The 23,060-nt window shown below is 35.1% G+C and carries 15 protein-coding genes; 4 read left to right on the top strand and 11 right to left on the bottom strand.

Features of this window, described 5'->3' with window-relative positions; genetic code table 11:
- Positions 1–49: 49 nt before the first annotated feature.
- The 11 genes from D7004_RS11170 to D7004_RS11120 all read right to left on the bottom strand — a co-directional run bounded on the left by D7004_RS11170 (position 50) and on the right by D7004_RS11120 (position 19,421).
- Entirely contained in the window at positions 50–1,375 is a 1,326-nt protein-coding gene (locus D7004_RS11170) for a paraquat-inducible protein A (protein WP_244214304.1), read from the bottom strand.
- 44 nt (positions 1,376–1,419) lie between these two features.
- Positions 1,420–2,745, bottom strand: a complete 1,326-nt coding sequence (locus D7004_RS11165) for a paraquat-inducible protein A (RefSeq protein ID WP_123205943.1) — start codon at positions 2,743–2,745, stop codon at positions 1,420–1,422.
- Positions 2,746–3,018: 273 nt separating this feature from the next.
- Positions 3,019–5,187: an outer membrane beta-barrel family protein gene (locus tag D7004_RS11160; RefSeq protein WP_167459480.1), complete on the bottom strand. Its 2,169-nt coding sequence runs from the start codon at positions 5,185–5,187 to the stop codon at positions 3,019–3,021.
- A gap of 110 nt (positions 5,188–5,297) precedes the next feature.
- Positions 5,298–6,422, bottom strand: coding sequence for a helix-turn-helix domain-containing protein (locus tag D7004_RS11155; protein ID WP_167459479.1), 1,125 nt, complete (start codon positions 6,420–6,422; stop codon positions 5,298–5,300).
- A 229-nt stretch (positions 6,423–6,651) separates the two neighbouring features.
- Complete coding sequence (gene katG, locus D7004_RS11150; protein WP_123205940.1) at positions 6,652–8,928, bottom strand: catalase/peroxidase HPI; 2,277 nt, start codon at positions 8,926–8,928, stop codon at positions 6,652–6,654.
- A 207-nt stretch (positions 8,929–9,135) separates the two neighbouring features.
- Entirely contained in the window at positions 9,136–11,172 is a 2,037-nt protein-coding gene (locus D7004_RS11145) for a glycoside hydrolase family 65 protein (RefSeq protein WP_123205939.1), read from the bottom strand.
- Positions 11,173–11,311: 139 nt separating this feature from the next.
- Entirely contained in the window at positions 11,312–12,820 is a 1,509-nt protein-coding gene (locus D7004_RS11140) for a RagB/SusD family nutrient uptake outer membrane protein (protein WP_123205938.1), read from the bottom strand.
- An 18-nt stretch (positions 12,821–12,838) separates the two neighbouring features.
- Positions 12,839–15,856 carry a SusC/RagA family TonB-linked outer membrane protein gene (locus D7004_RS11135; RefSeq protein WP_244214303.1) on the bottom strand — a complete coding sequence of 1,006 codons (3,018 nt, stop codon included), beginning with the start codon at positions 15,854–15,856 and terminating at the stop codon, positions 12,839–12,841.
- Positions 15,857–15,963: 107 nt separating this feature from the next.
- The gene (locus D7004_RS11130; protein ID WP_123205937.1) at positions 15,964–16,884 is read right to left on the bottom strand and encodes a carbohydrate kinase family protein; all 921 of its coding nucleotides are present in this window, start codon (positions 16,882–16,884) and stop codon (positions 15,964–15,966) included.
- 6 nt (positions 16,885–16,890) lie between these two features.
- Positions 16,891–18,072, bottom strand: a complete 1,182-nt coding sequence (locus D7004_RS11125; RefSeq protein ID WP_123205936.1) for a glycoside hydrolase 100 family protein — start codon at positions 18,070–18,072, stop codon at positions 16,891–16,893.
- Positions 18,072–19,421: an MFS transporter gene (locus tag D7004_RS11120; protein WP_123205935.1), complete on the bottom strand. Its 1,350-nt coding sequence runs from the start codon at positions 19,419–19,421 to the stop codon at positions 18,072–18,074. Before D7004_RS11120 ends, D7004_RS11125 begins: the two co-directional genes overlap by 1 nt.
- 418 nt (positions 19,422–19,839) lie before the next feature.
- Between D7004_RS11120 and D7004_RS11115 the strand changes: the two genes are divergently transcribed.
- From D7004_RS11115 to D7004_RS11100, 4 genes are all read left to right on the top strand, one after another.
- Complete coding sequence (locus D7004_RS11115; RefSeq protein ID WP_123205934.1) at positions 19,840–20,835, top strand: LacI family DNA-binding transcriptional regulator; 996 nt, start codon at positions 19,840–19,842, stop codon at positions 20,833–20,835.
- Between the two features lie 195 nt (positions 20,836–21,030).
- Positions 21,031–21,684, top strand: coding sequence for a GTP cyclohydrolase I FolE (gene folE / locus D7004_RS11110; protein WP_123205933.1), 654 nt, complete (start codon positions 21,031–21,033; stop codon positions 21,682–21,684).
- Positions 21,684–22,403 carry an SDR family NAD(P)-dependent oxidoreductase gene (locus tag D7004_RS11105; protein ID WP_123205932.1) on the top strand — a complete coding sequence of 240 codons (720 nt, stop codon included), beginning with the start codon at positions 21,684–21,686 and terminating at the stop codon, positions 22,401–22,403. Before folE ends, D7004_RS11105 begins: the two co-directional genes overlap by 1 nt.
- Positions 22,404–22,429: 26 nt before the next feature.
- Positions 22,430–23,047, top strand: coding sequence for a MarR family winged helix-turn-helix transcriptional regulator (locus tag D7004_RS11100; RefSeq protein WP_123205931.1), 618 nt, complete (start codon positions 22,430–22,432; stop codon positions 23,045–23,047).
- Positions 23,048–23,060 lie beyond the last annotated feature (13 nt).

Here is a 23,060-nt window from a genome sequence, read left to right as displayed (position 1 = left end):
ACAACCTTTAAGTAGATATCTTGAGATGATAAACCCCTATTTCCCCTGATTAAATGATGGTATCGTTTGGTGTAATTCTTTTCATAATAACAGATAATATGATTGCATAAGCAACGTATCCAACAAATACATAATAACCAGGCTGCAATGATGTGTTGTTAACGGTCATTGTGGTTAAAAAATCGTTATGAATATTTAAATTGGATAATTGGCTTTTCAAAATTCCGTTTAAACCAATGTAGGTCATTAAAATCCCAACTACCATTACATCAGCCATATCCCATTTACCAGAGTCTAAAGCTAAGTATTTAACAACTTTGTTCTCACCAAACTCGTGATTTCCTAGAATGTGAATTCCTTTGCCTATCAATCTTAAAACCGGAAATATGATTACGAAAATAAAAATCAGTGCGCCAATAACTACCGAATCTGGCTTAGGCTGTTTAAGTAAAACCCAAATAATATCTAAAATACTTTTGCTTTGAAAGAATAATACTTGATTTTCAAACACGATTTTTTTACCAAGCAGCATAAAGTTTAGAGATTGTATTCTAGCATCAACTTCAATAATTGGCGTGGTTATGCCAACCGCTAATATCACAACGGCAAACAACAACGAAACAACAAAATGAGTGGTATGAAGCTGCGTTTGCTTTCTCATTATCAACCAAATTCCTAGCGCAACTACTAAGCAAGCAATCATGGCCCAAGCGGCATTTTGGGTATCTTTATTTATCCCTTCTAAACGGGAATTAATTTTCTTATTGAATTGTTCCGGATCGGATACATTATATTTTTTAGCGATGTACTTTGTAACTGCTGCTCCAGCAAATTCTGTACTATCGTAAGTTTGTTTTTCTAATTGATCTATTTTACTCGTTGCAATGCCTTTAAGTCTTTTAATACTTGCCGGACTATTAATCTTCGCAATAATTGTACTGGCAAATGATGGAACGAGTGCTTGTATTTTCTTCGGATCTACAAATTGTTTAAACGCAAACTTCTTTAACTTACCACCTATCGATTTTTGAGGTTTGTTAAACTCTGCAACCGTTTTTTTAACCAAACCACTAAGTTGCGCCTCAACTTGTGCTTGCAATTCCTTTTTCTGCTTAGCAGTCATTTTAAAATCGCCAACTTGCCCTTCTACTACAGAAACGATTTTATTTCTCCACTGATCTACAGAAAAAAGACCAAACGTGATGTTATTAACCATGCTGTAATCTTCTTTTATCTGCTCTCTTTCTATAGAAGTTTGGCGCAAACGATATCCAAAATAAGCCATACCGGCAAGCAATATACTTAGTGCGATGATTAGTATAACGTTGGCCAGACCATTTTTCTTAGCTGAAGGTTCTTGTATATGAGTTGTCAAAGCTGTATTAAATTTAAAATAATGAAAAAAGATTTAGAATAATGCTAATGAGAATCATGCGGGGTGATAAACTTTAAAATGGTTGATAGCGTTAAACCATATAACACAAAACTTATGAATATGATATAACCAGGTTGCAATGCTGTATTGTTTGTGGTGATTATGGTTAAGGCATCGCTCTTAATATTTAACATTGCTAATTGCGTTTCCAACAAACCATTTAAGCCGATGTAAACCATCAAAATTGCTATTACAATAACGTCAGCCATACTCCATTTGCCAGATTGAAAAGCGAAATATTTAATAAACTTGTTCTCAGCCAATTTCTTTTTCCCTAATAAATGAATACCAGTAGAGCTTAATTTCATTACCGGAAAAAGAATACTAAATACCAAAATCAAAACACCCACAAGTATCGAATCAATTGCTGGCTGTTTAATTAAAACCTCAACAACATCTAAAATACTCTTACTTTGGAAAAATAACACCTGGTTTTTAAATACCACATGTTCACCCAAAAGCATAAAATCTAATGATTTAATACGGGCGTCTACCTCTATCATTGATGCCATTAAGCCAACTGCCAGCAATATAAAGGCAAACAATAACGACATAATAAAAAGTGTAGCGTGAAGCTCTACCCTTCTTCTAAGCATCCACCAAAGTGATAAAACTATTACGATACAAATCAACATGATGAATGAGTAGGTGTATGTTTTATTTTTAATGTCATCTAGCGATTTGGTTAGCTTATTATTAAACTGATCAACTGTATTTACCTGATATTTTTTATACACTTTAGAAATTAAAGCTTCTTTTTCTGATAAAAGACTATCTACAACACCTGTATTTTCCATTTGTGTAAACTTACCCATAGCCATTGTACTCAATTGCTTTTTATTGTTTGGGTTATCTACCTGTGCTATAATTGTTTTTGCAAAGCCAGGAATCTGAGCTTTGATATCATCGGTGTCCACAAAATTTCTTACTGCAAACCTGGTAATTTTTCCACTTACCGATTTTTGTGGTTTATTAATTAAGCCTTCTGCCTTGTTAATCAGCGCTAATATAATCTGTTCTACCTCTACCTGAAGCGCTCTCTTTTGCTTCGGCGTCATTTTGAAATTTCGAACCTGATTTTTTAAGATTCCTGCAACTTCATCATGCCATTGATCAACAGAGAATAAACCCAACGTAATATTATTTACGTTCGAATAATCTTCCTTAATCTCCTTCTGCTGACCAGAAAGTGTGTGCAATCGAAAACCATAATAGCCTTCTACGCATAACAATAAACCCAGGCCAAGTATTAGCAATATTATTGAAACAACTGGTTTGCGTTCTGTTTGAGGTGTATTTTCTGTTGTCAAGTTGTATAATTTTATTCGAAAAAAATTGATTATTTATTAATTACCGAGAAATAAGTTACAGCAAATAATTAAGGTAGCTATTGATGTAATTATCTCATTATAGTACAATTTTAACTTTATTATTGGCTTTAATATTTGGCTTTATACATAATTCTTGAAGGCAAACACTCTAAAACCTAAGATTGTTTTAGTCGATACATAAAAATCGTTACTATTGAATCAAAATAACCACAACCACAGAACAAAATTCCGAAGATAATTTAAATTAAAGCTTTACCCTCTTGATTTAATTCGCTCCTGTTCTTCTGTTTTACCTTTGTCTGTACCTATACTTTTAACTTTTTTATTTCCAAAATTGTAATTCAAGCCCACGTATAAACCACGGCTTTCCCACTTTCTGGAGTTGGTTTGGTCTATCTGTCCGATGATGGCAGTTTGCTCCCATCTTTGTGTATTAAATACGTCTCTCAAGGCCAAATTTAAATTTAGCTTATCATCCATAAAAGATTTTTTTAGTGATAAATCTACACTGTAAATGGCTTTGGTACTATAAATAGATGACCGACTTGCATAATTAAACCAGCTGCTTAAACCAGCCTTCCAATTTTTCCCTAAATTAAATGTATTGCTTATATATCCGTTAAAGCCCGCGCCACCTCTGTTTATACTAGCTAGGCCATTATATTTACTTAAATCAGCTTTGTAAAACTGATAATATGGTTCGGCAGAAAAATAACCAGACCAAATTTTAAAAAATGTAAACGGCGTACTCAAACTGATATTCAAAAAGCTTCGAACCCCTGCGTTTATTGGGAGTTCTAATGTTTGGTCGCCTTGTTGGGTTCGTACAAATTCTATTAAATCGCGTGTTGAGCTGTAATTTAATTTTAACTGTCGCTGACCATCGAAAGTGTAATTGAACTCCAAATTTTGTGTAAATTGAGGCAATAACAAAGGATTCCCCTGCGATGCATAGTAGAAATCCGTTCTATAAATATATGGATTCTGATCTTGAAACAAAGGACGATTTACCCTTCTACTGTAAGCAAAACCCATGCTGCTTTTTTCACTTAGTTGATACCTTAGAAACAAAGTTGGGAAAAGATTAAGGTAAGATGTATCTGGTAAAGCTGTTTCGAAACCAATTTCGTTTACCGAAAGGCCTTTCATTTTAGTATATTCTGCCCTTAAGCCTATCTGTACATTCAATTTACCATAACTCCGCTCAAAACTTCCATAAACAGCTGCGATTTTCTCACCGTAATTAAAGTCATTAAATTGATTGATAGTTGTTCCAGAGGCTGCATTTTGAAATCCTCTCAAAGCATTTTCAGTTTTGCTGGATGAAAATTTAATTCCAGATTCGAAGTTACCCTTTCCAAGTTTACGGCTATAATCAACCTTACCAGAATATAAATTTATTGTACTTTTTGTATCATTGTTAAATAATGTAGCTAAGCCAGATGTTGTAAAAAGATTATCAACCTTGTTACCCAATTGAGATGTATAATGCATTTGATCTATTTCTACCATCAACTTACTTTCGTTTACACCTTGATATTGGTAATTAAAATTATTCGACAAACGATTTTCTGTCAAATTAGCTAAGGTATTGGTTAAAAGTAAATCACTGGTATTTCCTGATACCTGGGTATTTGCTTGCGAAGGGAAATCATCCCATGTACGTTGGTAACTGGAAATCATACCAATTTTATGTCTGTCTGTAATTACATATTCTAAACCAGCCCGAGCCATAGAATTGCTGTAACCTTGTTTCTCTAATCCACTCTGATTCAAAATTTTATCTGATAAAATACGATTACTATTCACCTTTGTAAACTGCAAGCTATTATCCAAATTTCCGTTTATAAAAACTGAAACCTTCTTCCCCTTACTATTTAGATTGAAAGCACCATTTTGCCTGTAATTATCCATTTTTTGGTAACCGGCAGTTAGGCTGCCGCTTGTGCCATAAGCACCAGATTTTTTGAAAACAAGGTTAATTATCCCGGCATTTCCGGCGGCATCGTATTTAGCCGACGGATTTGAAATCACTTCGATTGTTTTTAGGTTAGATGCAGATGTGCCCTTCAGCAAGGCACTTAATTGTTGTCCATTCAGGGTTTGGATTCTTCCATCTAATAAAACCTGAACGCCGTTTTTACCACTAATTTTTACGTTATCTTGTCCATCTACAGTAACACCAGGCACTTGCCTTAATAGTTCTAGTCCATTTAAGCCAACTGAATTCGGCATGGCATCAACATTTAATTGTGTTTTATCTGTCTTAACCTGAATTATTGGTATAGCGCTTTTTATATTCACCTCGTTAAGGCGAAAAGATTTTAGTGTATCTGTTTTAATCGAAATACTATCTGGCTTTTGTGCAATGGCTGATAAATTGATAAAACATAAAAACAAGTAAGTTAAGAAGTGTTTCATGATTGAGCTTTTTTTATCAAAACTCACCATAATCCAACAGGCTATCGCTTCAGATTATAATTTGAGGCAACATTATGAGGGCTCAAATTATAATTTGCAACCTATTTATTTTAATTAAGGAAATCTTTCGGGTTTTTGCCTGTAAACTTTTTAAAGCTTCGATTAAAAGTCGCTTTAGAATTAAAACCTGCATCGAATGCAATGGCAAGTAAAGTTTGATTTTTAAATTCGGGTAGAGATAATCGCTCAATTACTGCATTAACCCGATATTGATTAATATAGTCGTTAAAGTTAAGACCAAATTGTTGATTTACTGCCCTACTTAAAACAACAGCATTTGTATGAAGTTTTTTAGCAACTTCGCTTAAAGTTAAATCCGAACGTTCAAATAAAAATTCCTTCTCCATCAATTGCATTAGTGCCATTTTAAGTGCAATCATCTTTTCATCAACAACTAAAGGTTCATTTAATGCAATAGTAGATTCACTACTTTCTGTTATTGAAGTTAATTGTTCCTCATCAAATCCAGATAACAGCATCGGATTGAACTGGATCTTATACAGTGGCAAATAAACAGCATGATAGGCGTTAATGGCGATGTAATAAACAACAATAGCAAAACCTACATAATAATACCAAGGTCCGAAATACCGCATGCGCTCGAAAAAAGTAAAATTGGAAAGTATTGCTCTAATGATTGGCATTACACTCAATAAAGCAAATGCATACAGAAAATTTCTAAGCCATTTTAAGCTGGCTTGGTCTGCAAAAGATGTAGCAATGGCCGTATATTTTTTATATTGATTGTAATAACGTATTGATAAGAATAGATAGATAAGCACACTTATCATTGAAAGAAGTGTGTACCAAGTGGCGAAATCAGGATCTTCGTATTCGCTGGTTAGATGGTATTTTTTATAGATAAGCACATCAATTAAGCTTAACGCCATGTTTATTACCAAGTAAAGTACACCCGGCAATAAATGTAGAAATGCTTTTCCTTTTATTCGAAAACTATAATTAAAAATAGACTGGGTGTAGAAATACAGTATTGGCCCAATGAACAAACTATGTACAAAAGGGACAAAAAACAAAATATCGCGATAAGGCTGATTATCGTACCAGCCGGCAAAGCCGACCATAAAAGGAATGATCAAAAGCGCAGCAATGAGCAAAAACCAACCCATTAATTTATCTGCATAGTTTTCTAGTTTTATAGCTCTTTTAAAAAACAAAAAACTATATACTGAAATATGAAAGAAAAAGATGAGAAGAAGACAGCTGTAAAGGCTAAACTCAAAAAGCATAAGGCCAAATTATGAATAAATAATTAGGTTTTCAATTTAGCATTTCATTTGGCAGGAATGAAAAAGAGGCTGTTATCATAAATTTTAAATGAAAACAGCCTCTAATTAATTACAAATTTTTACTTCTCGATAGAACTACATTTAAGAGTCTTGTAAATTAGTTCTTGGTTACATCGAACCTATCAAGATTCATCACTTTAGTCCACGCTTTTGCAAAATCATGTACAAATTTATCTCCTGCATCAGCACTTCCATAAACCTCTGCAACAGCTCTAAGTTCTGAGTTCGATCCGAATACTAAATCTGCCCGTGTTGCCATCCATTTCGGTTGCCCGGTCGAACGGTCACTACCTAAATATATTTCATTTTCAGTTGAAGTAGCTTTCCAGGCCGTGTTCATATCTAATAAATGCACAAAGAAATCATTGCTTAATTGTCCTGGATTTTGTGTGAACACACCGTTTTTAGAACCATCAAAATTGGTATCAAGTACACGTAAACCACCAACCAAAACAGTTAATTCAGGAGCAGTTAACGTTAACAAATTTGCTTTATCAACCAACAACTCTTCTGTAGAAACTGATATTTTTGCTTTACGGTAATTACGGAAACCATCCGCAACCGGCTCCAAATAGTTAAAGGATTCTACATCTGTTTGCTCCTGCGAAGCATCCATTCGACCAGCAAGAAAAGGAATATTTATTTGACGACCACCATTTGCCGCAGCTTTTTCTACAGCAGCTGAACCAGCAAGTACAATTAAATCAGCCAATGATATTTTTTTACCTTCTGCATTAGAACTATTAAATTCTTCCTGAATGCCTTCTAAAACAGATAGCACTTTTTTCAATTGTACAGGATTATTAACTTTCCAATCTTTTTGTGGCGAAAGGCGGATACGAGCACCATTTGCACCACCACGTTTATCTGAACCACGGAAAGTCGATGCCGATGCCCATGCGGTAGATACCAATTCAGAAATGCTCAAGCCCGATGATAATATTTTGCTTTTTAACGATTCAACATCATTATCATTTACCAATGGATGATTTACTGCAGGAATTGGATCTTGCCATAATAATTCTTCTTGCGGAACATCTGCACCTAAGTAACGGCTTAAAGGACCCATGTCACGGTGCGTTAATTTAAACCATGCACGAGCAAAAGCATCAGCAAAATCTTCTGGGTTTTCTAGAAAATGCCGTGATATTTTTTCATAAGCCGGATCTAACCTTAGCGATAAATCTGTAGTAAGCATGGTTGGCAAATGTTTTTTTGTCGAATCAAATGCATCAGGAATAATTGCTTCAGCGTTTTTCGCTACCCATTGGTGTGCACCAGCCGGACTTTTAGATAATTCCCACTCAAATCCAAAAAGATTTTCGAAGTAGTTGTTGCTCCATTGTGTTGGTGTAGTTGTCCAGGTTACCTCTAAACCACTTGTAATGGTATCGGCACCTTTTCCAGAAGCATAACTATTATGCCATCCAAATCCTTGGTGCTCCATATCAGTACCTTCAGGTTCTGAACCCACATGGTCTGAAGAGGCTGCACCATGAGTTTTACCAAATGTATGTCCACCAGCAATTAAAGCTACTGTTTCCTCATCATTCATCGCCATTCGACCAAACGTTTCGCGTATATCCTTTGCTGCCAAAATCGGGTCAGGATTTCCATCTGGTCCTTCAGGATTAACATAAATTAAACCCATTTGAACTGCCGCAAGTGGCTTTTCTAAGTTTCGGGTATGCGTATCACCATCAGCATCATCATCACTTACCAATACGCCATCACCGCCTACACCAGATGAACCATGTGCATAACGGATATCACCACCTAACCAGGTTCTTTCTGAACCCCAATAAACAGATTCATCTGCTTCCCAAACATCTGCACGGCCGCCGGCAAAACCAAAAGTTTTAAAACCCATAGATTCTAAAGCGATATTTCCGGCAAGAATCATTAAATCTGCCCAGGAAATTTTTTGACCATATTTTTGTTTAATTGGCCAAAGCAACCTGCGGGCTTTATCTAAACTCACATTATCAGGCCAGCTATTTAATGGTGCAAAACGTTGTAAGCCTGCTCCAGCACCACCACGACCATCACCTACACGATAAGTTCCGGCGCTGTGCCACGCCATTCTGATAAATAGACCACCATAATGGCCAAAATCTGCAGGCCACCAATCTTGAGAATCAGTCATTAACGCATGTAAATCACTTTTAACTGCTTCTAAATCTAAACTTTTGAAAGCTTCTGCATAATCAAAATCTTTATCAGGATTTGATAAAGGAGAATTCTGACGTAGAATATTTAATTTTAATTGATTTGGCCACCAATCATTATTTCTTGTACCGCCGCCACCAACGTTATGTTTCATACTTCCGTTATGAAACGGGCATTTGCTGATATCATTTGAATCCATATCCATTTTATAATTATTATATTTTTGTTTCTATCTATAAAATTAATTCTTATAAATGTAGGATTATTAGGTTTAGAAAAACAATCATAAAAGTTTATAACGTTATAGTTAAAATCTATTGAAAAGCTTTGATTCCATAATAGAAAATGATTTATTAAGCTAAAATTCTATTGATACTCAAAGTCATCATTGTAAAAGTTTTGTTGCTGCAATTTAATTTTTACTTGTAACCGTAAAAGTTTTTCCTTCTACACCAACACCAGTAATTTTGAGTGATTTCCAGTTAAGAGGCAACACACTAGGGATTTGAACTATTCCTTTATTGGTAATGTCCAATCCGCCGAAACCCATCAATACGCTTTGCAAAACTCCACCTGCTCCAGTAGCAAAATATGGATTTGTACCTCCTTTGGTTTCTGCAATAACCCTAAAAGGCGGGTTTAAATTTGGCTGATAAGCCTCTTTGAAGTACGAATAAGCCTTTTCTGCATTGCCTGTTCTAGCATATAAAAGTGCGAAAATGGCATGCGTCATGGCCGGTGTACCTTCATCAGGAATACGTGTTTCATAATAAGCCAGGTCTTTTTCTATTTGATTTTTATCTGTAATGGTTTTTAACGGATATGATAGCAGGTTAACATCAGCCTGTTTAATGCCTTCGCCTTTGTAAGTTGCATGCTCTTTTGTAACACCATTCTCGAGTTTTAAAATCGGAATATTCTTTGCAACTAAATCCCAATCTTTATTTTGAGGCATACCCAAAATTACCGCCGCTGCATTTGCATTAACCAGATTTAACTTCGCCGCAGCATTTGTAAATGCATTATTATCAACATTTTCTGCCCATTCATCAGCAGCTACAACGTTTTTAATATCATATTGATTTGGTCCATTTCGTTCTACCCTGCTAGCCCAAAAATCAGCAGTTGCAGATAAGATTGGCCAACCTTTTTCTTTGAGCCAAGTTTTATCTTGCGTTACACAATAATAATTCCAAGCAGCTAAGGCAACATCTGCACTAATGTGGTGTTCAAATGGTCCGCTTAAAGCCCAAACCGGAGTTTCTTCTACGCCAGAATCGGCACTTTCCCAAGGATACATTGCACCTTTATAACCGTGTGAGAATGCATTTCTTTTGGCTGGCTCTAATCTTTCAAACCTATATTCAATTAATGATTTAGCAATGTCGGGATGTAGAACTAACAATGCAGGAAACATCCAGATGTCGGTATCCCAAAAAATATGTCCATTATACCCTAAGCCAGATAAACCCATTGGCGAGAGGGAATAAGAAGTTCCTGCACGAGAAAATGAGGTCAAATGATACAGCATGCTGTGTACATCTTGCTGTGCTTGTGGGTCTCCATCAATTATAATGTCTGATTTCCAAAGTTCATCCCAAGACGAATTGTGAAATTTAATCAACCTGTCGTGCCCTTCAAGCTTAGCGAAAATCGTCATTCGCTCCGCTTCATTCAATGGATCGGCATGTTGAGCAGAACTGATAGTACTACCGACAACCGAATATGTGTAGGTTTCACCAGCTTTTAAAGTTTTACTAAACTTCATTAAATGACTATTATTATCCCACATTTCGTGGATAATTTTGGGTTCACTCCCATGCTGCTCTGTGAATAAAAAACTATTCGAAGCACATAGCTGCAATTTACCAGTCGGACTTTTGGCTGTTGAAGTAAGCAAACTTAAAGTTACATGAGGCCTATCTATTTCATTATAATAATTTTCTACATCTCGTAACGCATCAGGAGTTTCCATTACACTTGCAGCAGTTAATTTTAAATCTTCATTTGCTGTAATGGTTACGTCCATTAAAACCGTAAAAGGTAAATGCCGAAGCGCATAATAAGTGTATTTTACATTTGCCTTTTTTCCAAATTGAAGCTGCGTTGTAAAAGCTGCATGCTTCATATCCAATTGCTGCTGCATGTTCGATGTATTCTGTTCGTCCAAACGTTTTCCATCGATTTCGATATACATGTTTAGCAAATTGAATCCATTTAAAAAATTGCTAACTCTTCCGCGACCATAAGTATCATAAGCACCAGCTAGTATCACATTTTTAACTTTAAACGGTTGAGGAGATGATACTATACCTAAAATTCCATTAGCAGCAGTAATGCCAAAATATTTGTTTGGATCAATCTTATCAGCACTAATTTTCCATGCATCTTGCGCTTTAGAACTAAAACTGAGAATTAGAAAAGAGAAAAATAAAAATTTGTTTTTCATGATTTGTTAGTTGATGATTTATAAAGCTTAAACCCTATATTTTAGAGAGGTTTAAAAAAGCAAGAGGTTGAACCGAAATCAAATTATTTAATAATCTGGTAACGATGCAACCTCTGGCATTTAAGATATTAAGGCGTGCTTAATACCCTGGATTTTGAATAAGATTAGGGTTACCAAGCTGATTATCAGGAATTGGGAACACTAAATATTTAGCTTCACTTGCTGGTTTTTCTTGCCAAGCTGCAAGGAATTTTCCAAAACGAATTAAATCTTGTCTTCTAAAGCTTTCCCAATACAATTCGCGACCGCGTTCATCTAACAAAACATCTAAAGTTAAGGCAGTTAATGTAGAAGCACCTCTAACAGTTCTTAATGAATTTACCAATGCTAATGCCTGAGCAGTTTGCGATGTTCTTAATTGAGCTTCAGCTTTCATTAACAATACATCAGAGTAACGGAAATAAACCCAGTCATTATCTGGTTTTCTAGAACCTGAATTTGCATAATCAATTGGATATTTAATAACACGAATACCTGCAACTTCCAAGTGATTAGGATCTCTTTCTATAATGCTTACTTCTGGAGTGAAAGCTAAAGGATTGCCCTTTCTATCTTTTAGAGCAACACCGTTTTGATCAACCTGCTGCCCAACCAAGAAACCTACTCTAATGCCAGAAATATTAGTTTGACCAGCATAACTTCCACCTCTTCTTTTGTCGCTGGCTTCAAATTTATTATAGAAGTTTGACAATGAAGAGAAACCATTGTAGCCATTTGGATTTTGGCTGTAATGCAAAGTGCACTTCCACTGACCATCTAAATCACTACCATCAACCCCTCCCGTATTAGCTGATGTAAAGATATTTTCTTTCGATAGCAGATCATTTGAGGGTGCAAAATTATCGAAGTAGTTAGTTGTTAATGAATATCCACCAGCTGCAATTTCATCTGCCAGAGAAATAACTTTAGCCATATCTGCAGCATCAAAAGTTGGATTACTGCGATTTAAAAAAGTACCCTTATTTAGGTAAACTTTCATTAACAAAGTTCTTGCAGCATTTTTATTTGCGACACTAGCAGGACCTATAGGTAAATCTGGAATAATAGCTGTTAATTCATTTATTAGATAAGATATTTCTTCAGATGCATTTCTAACTTTTGAAGGTTGAGTAACTGCTTCTCCGGGCTCTCTGTAAGGAACTTGCCCCCATCCATCTAATATAGAAAATTGAGAAAATGCACGTATAAAACGGGCAACTGCAGCTTGGGCCGCAGTAGGCTTTAAACCTAGAACATTTGTACTAACATAGTTAACGCTATTTAAATCTCTAAATACATCAGAAATTCTTGCATCATCAGAAGCCCATTTATGTAAATGCAAAGCACGCCATGCACCATTATCATCCCAATCACCAGCTCTTGTAGGCACAATAACCTCATCAGAAGTTACTTCTTGTAATGCCGACCAATTCCAAGGTGCTTGATATGGCCCTCTCATAGAGGTGTAACTAGCAGTTATCAAACTAGGAACATCATTTGTACTTAAACTGCCAGAACTTACCTGACCATTTAATTTTTCATCTAATTTAGTACAGCCTGATAATAATAAGGATGCTGTAACAAAACTCGCTATATATTTATTTTTCATGATATTATATTTAAAAGATTAAAGAGAAAAATTAACACCAAAATTGAATGTTCTTGCCGTTGGGTAAGCCGTATAATCTATACCTGCAGATGGCACACCATTTATGCTTTTATTCACATTCACCTCAGGATCAAACCCAGTGTAATTTGTAATAACAAAAAGATTCTGTCCATTAACATAAATATTTAATGATTTGATTGCTTTTCCAACATTTCCAATATTGTAATTTATAGTTGCATTTGCTAATTTCAGATAATCACCTTTTTCAATGTATCTTGAAGATGCCGCAATTGGATTAGCCGTAGATTCTTGAATCGATGAATTTAGCAATGCCGAAGAAACATTTCTATTGCCGAGGTTTGAAATTGCAAGTACGGAATTTGCAGTATTATTATAAATACTTTGACCAAAAGAACCATTTAAATTAGCAGTGAATGATAATTTTTTACATCTAAAATTCGTACTAATTCCCATAATCACTTTTGGATTCGGGTTTCCAAGATAATATTTCGTAAAACCTTCATCCGTATAATTAGAAAAACCAGTTGTAGCGTCCAAACCATTGTATTCTCTAGTAACCATCGCGAACAATGGAAGTCCGTTTTGGATAACTTCTAAATTGACGCCACTAAGACCCTGACCATTCAAAGAACCAGTTCTTATTAAACCTGTTAGATTTTTTACGTTGTTTTTAATGAATGTTGCATTACCACCAAGATTCCAAGAAACATTATCTTTTTCGATTATATTTGCATTTAAGCTTAGCTCAACACCTTTATTTTGTACTTCGCCACTCAGGTTATACCAAGTAACTACACCGTTGGGTGCTGCAGGAGTAAAAGCTGTTTGAGGAAACAATAAATCTGATGTAACTTTATTAAAATAATCTATTGAGCCTGAGATTTTATTATTTAAGAATCCAAAATCAACACCTATGTTTGATTGTTTGTCTTCTTGCCATTTTAAATCATCATTTTTATTATTGATACCTACTAAACCATCAATTCCTCTATTTACAAATCTTTGTTGAGCAGATCCTGATGGAAAATCCTGATTACCAGTCTTGCCATAACCAGCTCTAAATTTTAACTGATTAATCCACTCGGTATTTGCCATAAAGTTTTCCTTCTTAATATCCCAAGCTGCTGCAAATGATGGAAAATATCCATACTTATTATTTGTTCCAAATTTAGTAGAACCATCTGCTCTAAATGTTGCGGTCAATATGTATTTGCTATCGTAATTAAAAATTGCCCTCGCAAAATAAGACTGCAGTTCGGTAGTTGGATCATTATTAGTTACAAAAGTACGGTTGGCTTTTAGTGTAGCTTCGAAAGCATCTGTATAATCACTTTGAATATCGCCAAATCCAGTTGCAGTGCTTACTGCACCTTTATTAACGAAACTTGAGTATTCATATCCAATCACAGCATTTAAATTTAATTTACTCACAATTTCCTTATTGAAATTCAATGTGTTTGTAAATTGCTGAGTAACCAATTCAGTATTTGAATAACTTCCATATCCACCTAAGAATGTACCAGATGGCTGAATACCTTGAAGATTTAAGAAACTTCTGGTTGATGCCCTTCTAATACCTGTACTATAATTGACACTAGCAAGCATACGATACTCTAACCATGGTGCAATTTTATAATAGGGAGAAACACTTCCTAAAATGGTAGAAACCTTTGACTTATCACTGTTTGCAGCTAATGCGGCTAACGGATTAATTGTTGTAGAACCGTAATCGATAAATAAACTTCCATCAGGATTATAAAAAGATTGAGTAGGATTCCACGATAATGCCTGGCTTATTAAACTTCCTGTAAAACCAGCATCAGTCGTAATTGGCGCAATACTTTCTAAGTATTGGTTGCTTATCATATTTACATCAAGACCTAATTTTTTACTTTCTAAAAACTTAAAGTTTCCATTAAAGCCTGCACTATATTTTTTAAAATCGGTTGTTTTAACAATACCTTGTTGGTCTTGATAACCTAATGAGGCACGAAAAGTATTTCCATTTGCTCCTCCACTAATACCAACTGAATAATTTTGATTATAGGCTGTACGAAGAACCTCATCTAAAGCATCAACGCTTGTTCCAAAATCACCACTTGTAATATTATATTTCTTTAATGCTGCACGATATTCATCACCAGATAGTACGTCAATCCTTCTAGCAATGTTACTTACGCCTGCTGAAGCACTAATATCAATTTTAGGGTCGCCAGATTTACCTCTTTTGGTCGTAATTAAAACCACACCATAGGCAGCACGAGAACCGTAAATTGCCGTTGCAGAAGCATCTTTTAGAATCTCCATCGATTCGATATCGGCTGGATTGATAAAGTTTAATGGGTTGCCATCTGGTGCAGTACCGATTCCTGCACTAGCTGATGGTCGTGCTGATCTTCCGTCAAGTGCAACTCCATCAACTACATATAAAGGTTGTCCTGTTCCTGTAATTGCAGAGTTACCTCTGATACGAACGGTAGATGCACCACCTGGCTGACCGCTGTTGTTAATCATTTGTACACCAGCAACTTTACCTTGAATTAATTGATCTGGAGCGTTTAGTGGACCTTTGTTAAAATCCTTGGCCGAAACTGTTGTTGCAGCTCCAGTTAAATCGCTCTTTCTCACCGATGCATAGCCAACAACCACAACTGCATCTAAATTATTTAATGATGTTAGTGTAATGTTAACGATTGTCTGATTGCCTACGGTCACTGTTTGGCTTTCGAAACCAACAAAACTTACTAATAATTTTGATGTAGCCGATGGTACGGTAATTTGATATTTACCTTCTGCATCACTTTGTGTTTTTGTACTTGTACCTACAACCTGTACGGTTGCACCTACTAATGGCAGTTTATCACTATCGAGAATAACTCCTTTTACTACGGTTTGCGCAAAGGCGGCCGTGCTTAAAAAGAGCATAAAGAAACTCAAAACAATAAGTTTCTCCAGTGAAAACAATTTCTGTTTTATAGGTAAAACAGACCAATTGCTTGGTAGAGTCATGTTCATAATTGATTTATTAATTGGTTAGTAAAATTTAATTGTTTGTTTTTGTGTTTTTTTAAATGTTTAATAAGGTAATTTCTACATAGATTATTTTGTTTAATTTAACTAAATTATTTGTTATTTTTATATAAAGGATAAGGTTTTTCAATTTTTAATTTTGCAACCGTAAGTGCATGATTTACACATACTTCAATTGGTTGAGATTTAATAAAATACGCTAAAAATCCAGACCAAAAAGCATCACCGGCTCCAGTTACTCCAACCACCGATTTTACGTCGAGAGCAGGTTTGTATTTCCATTCTTCGTTTTGCGATTTAAACCAAACCCCATCTTTACCACAAGTAAGGCATATTGCATTTGCATCTAAGTTGCCTAACCATTCTTTCGACTCTTCGATGCTTAATTTTTCCCCAGTAAAGCGTTCCAAGTCATCTAAGCTTATTTTTAATAATGGGTTGAGTTTGCAAACTTTTTTAAATACATCTCTCCCATCGTCTTCCTGCCAAATGGATGGAGCAAAATTCCAATCAATCGATAAAAATTTTCCCATTTCATTTGCCTTCGAAAAAGCATTTAAAATATTGCTACGAGCAGGTTCTTTACTCAATGCAAAAGCTGTGGTGTGTATTAATGAACATGAATGAATTACTTCATCTTCAATTCTTTTTATTGATAAATCTGCACTACGGTAAGGAATAAAATCTGGTGTTTCTTCGTTTTTAGCAACTAAAACAATACTGGTTTGCCTGTTTTTTGAGCGGGATATATAGGTATCTGCTAAGCCTACTGATTTTAATTCATTAGTCAAAAAAGTTCCAAGGTTATCATCTCCTACTGTTGCATGTAATTCTGCATCCACACCAAGCCATTTTAAGTTTGCGCACAAATTAGCCGAACTTCCACCTTGATTGGTTGTATATTGTGATGATATGGCAAGTGATTCGATATTATCATTTGAAATAATATCAACAAGGAGTTCACCAACAACTAATATTTTTTTTACCAGTAAATTATCCTTCGCGTTTGTCATCAATTATTAGAATTTAAAAAGTTTTTTAAAATCGTTGTTTATCATTGCTTGTTCTGCAATTATTGCACCTGCGGCGCTCCAGGTACAATTTGGCACACCACAAGGCTTATCTGTTTTACCATGAAAGCATTCGTTAAAAAGATCGTCTTTGGCATTTGATTGGTGTATCGCTTTTAGCAGACTTTGAGCTAATTCATCTTTGCCTTGCATTTTTAAAGCACCAACAGCCCATCCGTTCCACACTGGCCACAAACCACCGTTATGAAAAAAATTGGGTTTGTTACGGAAATTATATGCGTAATTATTTTTAAGGTCGTTCATATCTGCATCACTAGCTTCAATAGTTGGATAAAATGAAGGTAATAACGATTGCCGTTTATCATGAAGATGAAGCATATAATTTGCCACAGTATCATTTTGAGATGTATTTCCTATGCCTAGCAATAGCGCAAAAGTATTGGCTTGTAAATCAAAGTAATTATAAATTCTTGCTGGATTGAAACCCATTAACCAAAAATCTGATGATGCATCTTTAAGTTGATGAACCAAGTTTGGAGCGTAGGCATTAGGTTGACCATCAGCTTTCCAATAGTTTGACTGGATAGATGAAGTGATTTGAGCGGCCTTATCTTCACAGCTTTTATTTTGTGTAAATTTGGATGCTAACCTTAAAGCCCAAAGCCTCAACAATTGGTCGAAAAGCACATAACCATGTTGAATGTATTCATCTGCCCAATCTCCACTTTGAGGCACGTAAATTAGGTGTTTGCCGTTAAATTCCCATGCCTCAAGCACAGCAAAACATTTTGAAACTTCAGGCTGATACTTATCCCACAAACTTTTATCATCAGTTAATAAAGTATATACACCTAAGCCAATTACTGCCCATGATGGATTATCGGCTCTACCTGATGTACCACCATAACTTACCGAACCATCTTCTGAGACATTGGATGGCATGTAACCATTCTTATGTTGATTATTCAGCAAGGTTTCAATTGTTATTTTAGCAGTTTCAATAAGTTTTTTATCTCCACTTAGTAAAGCGGCTATGCTTGTAATCACACCATCCCTAGTCCAAACACGCTTGTAATTATCATGTTCTTGCACAGCAGCAACAAAACCGAATGGAGTTGATGCTTTATGCAAAAGATTTAAAGCTTGCTGATATGATTGTGAATCGAACATTATACTATTGCTATATTATCTCTTTTCTTAATTAATAAAACCATAATCCCGGCAATGGTGATTAAAGCACCGGCAAAAATTATTGCATTTTCGGGGTTATGACCAAGCAAATATTTATAAACATATTTAAATGTTAAGGTTTCTAAAAGCATTGGTAAAACGATGAACATATTCAAAATACCCATAAAAATGCCTGTTTTGGCTTTTGGAATACTACCCGCAAGCATGGCATAAGGTGTTCCCATCATACTTGCCCAAGCAACACCTAAACCAATAATTGGTATAAAAAGTAGTGTAGCATTATGAATCATTGGAAGACATATTAAACATAAACCTCCAAATAACAAACTTGTTAAATGAACTTTTTGAGCAGTAATTTTCCTTGCAAAAAAAGCAAGCGGAAAGGCCACTAAAAAGGTTACAATATTATAACCGCCATTTACCGTTCCGGTAAGTAATTGAGCGGATGCAAAACCATCTGAAGCTGCGTCGGTAGTGTTGTATATGGTCTTGGCAAGACAAAGTGTAATGAACTGCCAATAAATAAACATAGCATACCAATTAAATAAATATACCACGCCCATCTTTTTCATCGTGGTTGGCATCACTTTAAATGCTTCGATAATATCTTTAAAGATTCTAATTATACCGCCTTGTTCAGCCTTTACCTTTTTAATTTCCTCATCAGATAATGGGACTTCTTTAGTGGTTAGGCAGCTATACATAATCGAACCAATTGATACAACTCCTCCAATAAAAAATGCAGCATAAGTCGTATAAGGAATATTATTTGCACTTCTTGAATTAATGCTGATTAAACCTGCAGCAATTAGAATTCCGGGTGTTAAATTGGCAAGTGTAATGCCTAAACCCGTAAAAAAACTTTGCGTTAAAAATCCAAGTGCATGCTGCTGTGGTGGGAGTTTATCACTAACAAAAGCACGATAAGGTTCCATTGTAATGTTGTTACCGGCATCTAAAATCCAAAGAATTCCTGCTGCCATCCAAATTGAACTGCTATAAGGCATTGCAAAAAGGCAAATGCTGCAAATTATAGCGCCGATTAAAAAATATGGTCTCCTTCTTCCGAATCTACTGGTTGTTTTATCGCTCATTGCACCAATAATTGGCTGAATGATTAGGCCAGTCATTGGTCCGGCTAAATTTAATAAAGGAAGTTGATCTGCATCTGCTCCTAGATAAGAGTAAATCGGTGTCATGTTGGTTTGCTGTAAACCAAAACTATACTGAATACCAAAAAAACCAAGGTTCATCGCAATGATGGAACCAAAATTTAACTTAACGGCCGAGGCAATGTTATCAACCTTTTCTGACGGAGAAACTATCATATTAAGGTTGGTTTAATTGGCATGTTAGATTCGCATTTACCATCTGCCCCGCAATGGCAAAAGCAATATTTTTCGATTTATCCAGTTGGATAACAAGGTTATAATTCTGCCCATAGCTCGCATTACAAGCAAAAATTAGAATAATGATAAATAATCGATTCAGGTAACTCATATTATTGACACAAAGAATCATAAAGCCATTCAAAATGGTTACGATGCTTTTTATATTTGGTTATTTTAAGTTAAGTACTAAAGTTTGATTTTTTGGCTGCTATAGTAGCTAACTGTAATATGAAGGTAGGATTATCTTGAGCTTAAAAATGGCTAAAAAAATAAAATTCTATCGCAAACGTTTGCGGAAACATTTGCGAAAATGTTTGTTGTGGATAACTTATATTTGAATACCAAATAAACTACAATGAGAGAAAACACAACTTTAAAGAAGATTGCTGAAAAACTAAACTTGAGCATATCAACAGTTTCGAGGGCCTTAAAGAACCATCCCGACATTTCTCCGGAAACTAAAAAGAAAGTTAATGAACTTGCAGAATTATTGGAATACGACCCTAATCCTTACGCTGTTAATTTAAGAACCCATAGCAGTAAGGAATTTGCCATAGTTGTTCCAAGCTTATCTAATTTCTTTTACCATTCTTTTATCACTGCTATAGAAGAAGATGCTAGAGATTATAGCTATTCTGTAATTATTTATCGATCTTCAAACGATGCCAAAATAGAGCATGAAATTTTGAAAAGTTGCAGGCATAAACGGGTATCGGGTATATTTATCGCAATAACTGCAGAAACAACTGAAATAGAGCCATTTTTGAAATTAGATGTACACGGTATTCCTGTTATTTTCTTTGATAAAGTACCTGAATATGAATCATGTAACAAAATTTGTGTTGGTGATGAACATGCGGCATCTATTGTTGCAGAAGAAATTTTAAATAAAGGCATTAAGAATGTTTTAGGAATTTTTGGCGATAAAAATATGTCGATAACCCAGGCAAGGATGAAAAAATTTAACGAAATCCTATCCGATAATTCACAAGTAAATATTAAATCTGTTCATGCTACAAGTTCGGAAGAAGCTGAAGCGCTTTCATTATCTTTAATTCCTGATTTTTTGGCTAAAAAATCTGCGGTATTTTGTATGAGCGATGAAATACTTGCAGGAACGATGAAAGCGATTCAGAAGATAAAATTAAAAATGCCCGATGATATTGGTGTGATTAGCATTAGTGATGGTATGATACCCAAACTTTTTTATCCGGAGATAACTTACGCCGAAACCAGCGGATACAACCTTGGTAAACTTGCATTTAGCCGAATGATGCGTTGCATTGCAGGTAGTTCTTTTGCACAAACCATTATTGATGAATCAAAGCTTGTACAGGGCGGATCGATATAGAAACAAATTCTTAACTTACTGAATTACAGCATAAAAAATTTATTTTTAATATATTCTGGCTACAGTTGAAATGTTAGTCTAATCGCTAAGATTAGTCATATAACTTTCAATTTACATCAAATACCAGTTAGATTGAAACAATTGATATATTTATATACTTTAATGATATATATTAGCATATAAATATACCAAATAATGAATATGCCAGAACGCGATATAGCAGAATATCAAATTGAAGCAGAGGAATATTTTAGAACACCACTAAAATCTAATGCTTTTGAAATGAATGATGAAACCAAAATTGCTTTGATTTCAGAACATTTTACCAGCATTCTTAATATTTTAGGACTTGATTTAACGGATGATAGTTTGAAGGGTACGCCTGGTAGAATTGCCAAAATGTATGTTAAAGAAATCTTTAGCGGACTAAATCCTGATAATAAACCTATACCAACGCTTTTCGAAAACAATTATCGATACAATGAAATGTTAGTGGAAAAGAATATAGCAGTTTTTAGCAATTGCGAGCATCATTTCGTACCGATAACTGGAAAAGCACACGTTGCCTACATTAGTAAGGGTAAAGTTATAGGTTTATCAAAGCTAAATAGGATTGTACAGTATTATTGCAGCAGACCACAAGTTCAGGAGCGTTTAACCATTCAAATTGCCGAAGAAATTAAGCGGGTAATGGGAACAGATGATGTTGCAGTAATGATTGATGCGAATCACCATTGTGTTTCATCAAGAGGAATACGAGATATTGGCAGTTCTACAATAACCACATCTTTTAACGGAAAATTTAAAGATGCAGATACTAAAAATGAATTTTTAAAATATATAGCCTAATGAGATTCGAGAATAAAAATATACTTGTGATTGGTGGCAGTTCAGGCATCGGGTTGAATCTTGTACAACTATTAGCTGAGCAAGGTGCAAATGTTTATGCAGCATCAAGAACAAAAAATGATGATTGGCCTTCATCTGTTAAATATTTAGAACTTGATGTAACCCAAGATTTGAATGCTTTGCCAGACTTTTTACCAGAACAACTGCATGGACTAGTCTATAGCGTTGGCAATATTAACCTGAAACCATTTGCTCGTGTAAGCGGAACAGATTTTATTGATGATTTTAAACTGAATGTTGTTGGCGCCGCCCTTGCCATTCAACACGCACTCAAATCATTAAAAAATGCAGGTTCATCGTCTATTGTACTCTTTAGCTCAGTAGCAGCAAAAACCGGTATGGGTTTTCATGCGAGTATTGCTACATCAAAAGCTGCAATAGAAGGACTTTCGGTTTCGCTTGCAGCAGAACTTGCTGGTCAAAACATTAGGGTAAATGTTGTTGCTCCTTCGTTAACGGATACACCACTTGCATCAAAATTTTTAAATACACCCGAAAAAATGGAAGCTTCTGCAAAAAGACATCCATTAGGTAAATATGGCTCACCAAAAGACATCAGCGCTGCAGCTGCCTTTTTATTATCAGAAGAAAGCAGCTGGATTACCGGTCAAATTATTCCGGTAGATGGAGGAATGGGAACTTTAAGAACAAACCTATAATAGATTTATATACAACGTTTTAAATTATGCTTTACAGTCTCCTTAACCAACTTATCGATTTAGTAAAAAAGTATGAAACCGAAGCTGAAAAGCCTAGCGAAAATATTTTAGAATTTAACAATTGGTTAAATGCAGAGTTGAAAGACAATGTTATAGACTCATTTTTAGAACCAGAATGGCTTGGCAAAGCTAATGGACGATCGGAAGATAGTGTAATTAATACATCGCTGGTACACTTATACAGATATGCGAAAATGCATGCTAAAAATGCGATTGCCGATACTTCATTTTCTACCCCAGATGAATTTATATACCTGATTGGTTTGGCTTCAGGTGGGAGTATGGGCAAAACAGCATTGATTAAACAAAACATCCACGAAAAACCTGTTGGTACGTTAATTATCAACAGGTTGTTAAAAAAAGGTATGATAGAAGAACGCCTGGCGGATGGCGATAAACGTAGTAGGATTATTAGTATTACAAATTTAGGAACTCAACATTTGAAGGAAAGCATGGACAAAATAAAAATTGCCTCAGCAAATGTTACTGAGCCACTTTCGCAAACAGAAAAAATGAATTTGATAAATCTATTGCTTAAACTAGAAAATTTCCACTGGTCACAATCAGAAAAAAAGATTGGATAAGCCGTTTATTTTT

This window comes from Pedobacter jejuensis (assembly GCF_003725795.1).
In the GTDB taxonomy this organism is placed as follows: Bacteria; Bacteroidota; Bacteroidia; order Sphingobacteriales; family Sphingobacteriaceae; genus Pedobacter; species Pedobacter jejuensis.
Note: the sequence above shows the minus strand (reverse complement) of the source record. Positions and strands in the feature narration are given on the sequence as shown.

Excerpts from the sequence above, each read along its gene's own strand:
- D7004_RS11160 (WP_167459480.1), bottom strand. The coding sequence starts at position 5,187 with ATGAAACACTTCTTAACTTACTTGTTTTTATGTTTTATCAATTTATCA.
- katG (WP_123205940.1), bottom strand. The coding sequence starts at position 8,928 with ATGGATATGGATTCAAATGATATCAGCAAATGCCCGTTTCATAACGGA.
- D7004_RS11145 (WP_123205939.1), bottom strand. The coding sequence starts at position 11,172 with ATGAAAAACAAATTTTTATTTTTCTCTTTTCTAATTCTCAGTTTTAGT.
- D7004_RS11140 (WP_123205938.1), bottom strand. The coding sequence starts at position 12,820 with ATGAAAAATAAATATATAGCGAGTTTTGTTACAGCATCCTTATTATTA.
- D7004_RS11135 (WP_244214303.1), bottom strand. The coding sequence starts at position 15,856 with ATGAACATGACTCTACCAAGCAATTGGTCTGTTTTACCTATAAAACAG.
- D7004_RS11130 (WP_123205937.1), bottom strand. The coding sequence starts at position 16,884 with ATGACAAACGCGAAGGATAATTTACTGGTAAAAAAAATATTAGTTGTT.
- D7004_RS11125 (WP_123205936.1), bottom strand. The coding sequence starts at position 18,072 with ATGTTCGATTCACAATCATATCAGCAAGCTTTAAATCTTTTGCATAAA.
- D7004_RS11120 (WP_123205935.1), bottom strand. The coding sequence starts at position 19,421 with ATGATAGTTTCTCCGTCAGAAAAGGTTGATAACATTGCCTCGGCCGTT.
- D7004_RS11115 (WP_123205934.1), top strand. The coding sequence starts at position 19,840 with ATGAGAGAAAACACAACTTTAAAGAAGATTGCTGAAAAACTAAACTTG.
- folE (WP_123205933.1), top strand. The coding sequence starts at position 21,031 with ATGAATATGCCAGAACGCGATATAGCAGAATATCAAATTGAAGCAGAG.
- D7004_RS11105 (WP_123205932.1), top strand. The coding sequence starts at position 21,684 with ATGAGATTCGAGAATAAAAATATACTTGTGATTGGTGGCAGTTCAGGC.
- D7004_RS11100 (WP_123205931.1), top strand. The coding sequence starts at position 22,430 with ATGCTTTACAGTCTCCTTAACCAACTTATCGATTTAGTAAAAAAGTAT.